Source organism: Micromonospora sp. 4G55, from assembly GCF_016803375.1.
This window is the reverse complement of the sequence record NZ_JAEVHN010000599.1, coordinates 1-3,712: the sequence shown is the minus strand read 5'-3', so window position 1 is coordinate 3,712 and position 3,712 is coordinate 1. Positions and strand designations below refer to the sequence as shown.

At 73.8% G+C, this 3,712-nt stretch carries 4 protein-coding genes and 1 pseudogene; 3 read left to right on the top strand and 2 right to left on the bottom strand.

All coding sequences use genetic code 11. The annotated features are described in order from the left end of the window. A partial coding sequence (locus tag JNW89_RS30690) for an ABC transporter permease (protein WP_238451733.1) occupies positions 1-704 on the bottom strand: 704 nt, incomplete at its 3' end. A gap of 3 nt (positions 705-707) precedes the next feature. After that, on the bottom strand, positions 708-1,448 hold the full coding sequence (locus JNW89_RS30685) for an ABC transporter ATP-binding protein (protein WP_238451732.1): 741 nt from the start codon (positions 1,446-1,448) through the stop codon (positions 708-710). Between the two features lie 106 nt (positions 1,449-1,554). Here JNW89_RS30685 and JNW89_RS30680 point away from each other — a divergent pair, with 106 nt between their 5' ends. The 3 genes and pseudogenes from JNW89_RS30680 to JNW89_RS30670 all read left to right on the top strand — a co-directional run. Further along, positions 1,555-1,941: a MerR family transcriptional regulator gene (locus tag JNW89_RS30680; RefSeq protein WP_238451731.1), complete on the top strand. Its 387-nt coding sequence runs from the start codon at positions 1,555-1,557 to the stop codon at positions 1,939-1,941. Further along, positions 1,938-2,942 carry an aldo/keto reductase gene (locus JNW89_RS30675; RefSeq protein WP_238451730.1) on the top strand — a complete coding sequence of 335 codons (1,005 nt, stop codon included), beginning with the start codon at positions 1,938-1,940 and terminating at the stop codon, positions 2,940-2,942. The genes JNW89_RS30680 and JNW89_RS30675 overlap by 4 nt, the downstream gene beginning before the upstream one ends. 88 nt (positions 2,943-3,030) lie before the next feature. After that, a pseudogene (locus JNW89_RS30670) lies at positions 3,031-3,712 on the top strand (phosphoribosyl-AMP cyclohydrolase); the annotation flags it as partial.

Genomic DNA, 3,712 nt, shown 5'->3' with positions numbered 1-3,712 from the left:
GCCGCGCCGGCGACGATCGCCACGTCCCGCCACATGGTGCCGGTCGGCTCGGCGTGCGCGCCGACCTCCTGCAGGGCCTCGACCGCGTACGACAGGGGGAGCGCGTCGCTGACCGCCTGGAGCCAGCCGGCCATCTGGCCGCGCGGCACGAACAGCCCGCAGAGCAGCAGCTGCGGGGCGACCACGACCGGCATGAACTGGACCGCCTGGAACTCGGTGCGGGCGAAGGCGCTGCAGAACAGCCCGAGTGCCACGGCCAGCACGGCGTTCAGCGCCGCGACCAGGATGACCAGCCCGGCGCTGCCGGCGGTCTCCATCCCGAGCAGCCAGTACGCCACGCCCGCGGCGATGGCCGCCTGCACCGCGCCGGCCAGCCCGAACGCGATGCCGTAGCCGAAGAGCAGGTCGAGCTTGTGCAGCGGCGTGGTGAGCAGCCGTTCCAGCGTGCCGGTGGTGCGCTCACGCAGCATCGCGATGCTGGTCACCAGGAACATCACGATGAACGGGAAGAAGCCCAGCATGATCAGGGCGATCCGGTCGAAGGTCGACGGCTGTCCGGGGGCGGTGGGCTGGTCGGCGTACATGTAGTAGACCAGGGTCAGCAGCACCGTCGGCACCACCACCAGCAGCGCCACCGTGCGCTTGTCGTGCCGCAGCTGGCGCAGGATGCGCCCGATGGTGACGGCCAGAATCCTCGCACTCATCGCTCACGCCTCCTTGCCGACGGGACGTTGGCCCGCCTCGCTCGACCGGATCAACCGCAGGAACGACTCCTCCAGGTCGTCGACCCCGGTGCGCTCCCGGATCGCGTCGGGAGTGTCGTCGGCGACCAGCCGGCCCTCCCGGATCAGCAGCAGCCGGTCGCAGCGGGCCGCCTCGTCCATCACGTGGCTGGACACCAGCAGCGTCGTGCCGGCCGCCGCCATCTCGTGGAACCGGGCCCACAGGTCGGCCCGCAGCACCGGGTCCTGGCCGACCGTCGGCTCGTCGAGGATGACCAGCTCGGGGTCGCCGACCAGGGCGCAGGCCAGCGAGGCCCGGCTGCGCTGCCCGCCGGAGAGGGTGCCGACCAGCTGGGTGGCCGCGTCGGCCAGCCCGACGTCGGCCACCGCCCGGTCGGCGTCGGCCGCGTGCCGGCCCTGCAGCGCCGCGAAGTAGCGGGCGTTCTCCCGGACCGTCAGGTCGGCGTAGACGCTGGGCGCCTGGGTCAGGTAGCCGACCCGGTGGCGCAGGTCGGCCGAGCCGGCCGGCCGGCCCAGCACGGTGACCGTGCCCGAGTCGATCACCTGGACCCCCACCACCGCCCGCATCAGGGTGGTCTTGCCACTGCCGCTGGGCCCGAGCAGCCCGGTCACCGAGCCCCGGGGGACGGTGCAGTCGATGCCGTGCAGCACCCTCCGCCGGCCCCGGTCGACGACCAGGCCGCGGACCGTGATCGCGTCCTCCACCGCCCACCTCCAAAACTCATCAACTGTTGAACTCAACGCTAGATGAGATACCCGTGCGGGCGCAACGGTTGACTTCGAGTGCGCTCGAACTGGAAGCCTGGGTGGCGTGGACATCAGCACACAGGAACCGGCCCTCTCCGTGGGCGAGGCGGCGGCCCGGGTCGGACTGACCACTTACACGCTGCGCTGGTACGAGCAGGAGGGGCTCGTCGCCCCGGTCGGTCGGGACTCGGCGGGACGCCGCCGCTACACCGAGTCCGACCTGGACTGGCTGCTCCTGCTCACCCGGCTGCGCCGCACCGGGATGCCGGTGCGCGACATGCGCCGGTACGCCGAACTGGCCCGCCAGGGCGATCGCACGCTCGGTGCCCGGCGGGCGCTGTTCGAGGCGCACCGAACCCGGGTGCTGGCCCGGATGGCCGAACTGGAGGAGGACCTGAAGGTGCTCAACTACAAGATCGACCTTTACCGCCGAGCCGAGGAGGGCCGATGATCCGCCGCCGGATGGGGGCCACCGGCCCCGAGGTCTCGGCCATCGGGCTGGGCTGCATGGGGATGAGCTTCGCCTACGGCGGTCGCGACGACGCGGAGTCCACCCGTACCCTGCACCGGGCCCTGGACCTGGGCGTCAACCACCTGGACACCGCCGACATGTACGGCGCCGGCGCGAACGAGCGGCTGCTCTCCCCGGTGGTGCGGGCCCGCCGCGACGAGGTCTTCCTGGCCACCAAGTTCGGCAACCGCACCGGCGGCGACAGCTTCGGCGGCACCGGCACCCCCGGCGCGTACGTGGACAGCAGCGCCGCCTGGGCCCGCGAGGCCTGCGACGCCTCGCTGGCCCGGCTCGGGGTCGAGACCATCGACCTCTACTACCTGCACCGGCGCGACCCGCGCACCCCGATCGAGGAGACCGTCGGCGCGCTGGCCGAGCTGGTCGAGGCCGGCAAGGTCCGCCTGATCGGGCTCAGCGAGGTCAGCCCGGCGACGCTGCGGGCGGCGCACGCGGTGCACCCGGTCACCGCGGTCCAGATGGAGTACTCGCTGTTCACCCGGGACGTCGAGGGGGAGATGCTGGACACCTGCCGGGAGCTGGGGGTGGCGCTGGTGGCGTACTCCCCGGTCGGGCGGGGGCTGCTCACCGGGGCGATCAGCGGTCGCGACCAGCTCGCCGCCGACGACTGGCGGGCCGGCGTGCCGCGCTTCGCCGAGGGCAACCTCGACGCCAACCTGCGGTTGGTCGCGGCGGTGCGCGCGCTGGCCGAGGAGATCGGCTGCACCCCGGCCCAGGCCGCGCTGGCCTGGCTGCTGGCCCAGGGCGAGGACATCCTGCCGATCCCCGGCACCAAACGGGTCCGCTACCTGGAGGAGAACGCCGCGGCGGCGGACATTCGGCTCACCCCGGAGCAGCGGGACCGGCTGGGCGCGGCGGTTCCCGCCGGCGCGGTGGCCGGCGAAAGGTATCCCGAGGCATCGATGCGGACGGTGGGGCACTAGCCCCCTGATCGGACACGGTGTCCGTCATCGGACACCGTGTCCGTCATCGGGCATTGCGGCCCGATGGGGCGCACGGCACGATGGCGCGGTGGATCACGCTCCGTTGTTGGCGGGCACCTTCTTCGACGACTGGGCGACCCGGCTGCGCGAGGGCGCCGAACGCCCCGTCGTCGGGATCCTGCTGCGCGGCAGCCACGCTCGACGGGCCGCCACCGCACACAGCGACGTGGACCTCGACGTGCTCGTCGCCGACGACGACCGGCCCGCCCCGCCCGCCCCGGGCACGACGGGCCGGTCCACCGACCGCACCCCGTACGCCGCGCGGCAGGCGTACCTGGTCGAGGTGGACGGCCGACTGGTGCACGTGTCGGTGGCCGCCCGCGACGTCCGCTCCTGGGTGGACCGGCTCGGCGAGCCGGCCGACTGGGCCTTCGGTCTCCCGGTCACCGCGCCGGTCCGGCTGCTCTGGGCGGAGGAGGGCTGGCGCCCCCGGATCGACCTGCCGGTGCTCTGCCAACCCGCCGACGAGCCCCGGCTGGAGGAGCTGGTGGCCACGCTGGGCAAGGTGGCCGGCACCCGCGCCACCGACGACCATCTCGGGGTACGCCTGGCCGCCGCCGACCTGGCCCGGCTCTGCCCCTCGGTGCTGCGGCTGGCCAACCCGAACGTCCGGGTGGTGTCCCGGCGGGCCGCCTTCGCCGCCGCCCTCGCGCTGCCGGTCGCCCCGCCCGGCTACCGCGACGACATGCTGCTCTGCCTCGGGCTGCGGC